General features: G+C 66.9%; 1 protein-coding gene. It reads right to left on the bottom strand.

All coding sequences use genetic code 11. The annotated features are described in order from the left end of the window. On the bottom strand, positions 1-476 hold a 476-nt coding region (locus AB4Z27_RS29450), incomplete at its 3' end, for a Tom37 metaxin N-terminal-like domain-containing protein (RefSeq protein WP_441646038.1). Positions 477-510: the final 34 nt, after the last annotated feature.

Below are 510 nucleotides of genomic sequence, written 5' to 3'. Positions count from 1 at the left end.
GCCTCCTCGTCCGAATGCCGGCCGAGGCCCTGCGCCCAGAGCATCTGGCGTACGCGCCGCTTGACCAGCGTGGTCACGATCCCGCGCACCGGTGCCGGCACGCGCTGGAAGAACTGGGCCGGGCCGCGCTCGAAATTGGCGTCATCGAGCCAGCGCACGCGGGCCACGGCCCAGTAGAGGTTGTCTTCCATCAGCTTTTCCACGGCCCAGGCCACCCCGCGCTCGGCCTCGGACAGCCCCGCGTCGAAGTCCACGTGATAGGTCTTCTCGATATGCCAGCGGATCATCGTCGAATCCGCGACGATGCGCCCCATGTCGTCGAGGTAAGGCAGCTTGCCCTTGGGCGCGCGGCGCAGGTTGCCCGGCATGGTGCGGTACGGCAGCCCTGCCAGCTTCAGCAGCAGTTCGGCCTTCATGACGAACGGGCTGGCGTCGGGCAGGCCAAAGGCAGGGCCGAAGGTATAGAGCGTGATCATTGTCGTTGGGCTCGTCGTATCGTCGTGTCGTCGT

It is taken from the genome of Cupriavidus sp. KB_39, from assembly GCF_052114485.1.
GTDB lineage: Bacteria > Pseudomonadota > Gammaproteobacteria > Burkholderiales > Burkholderiaceae > Cupriavidus.
Note: the sequence above shows the minus strand (reverse complement) of the source record. Positions and strands in the feature narration are given on the sequence as shown.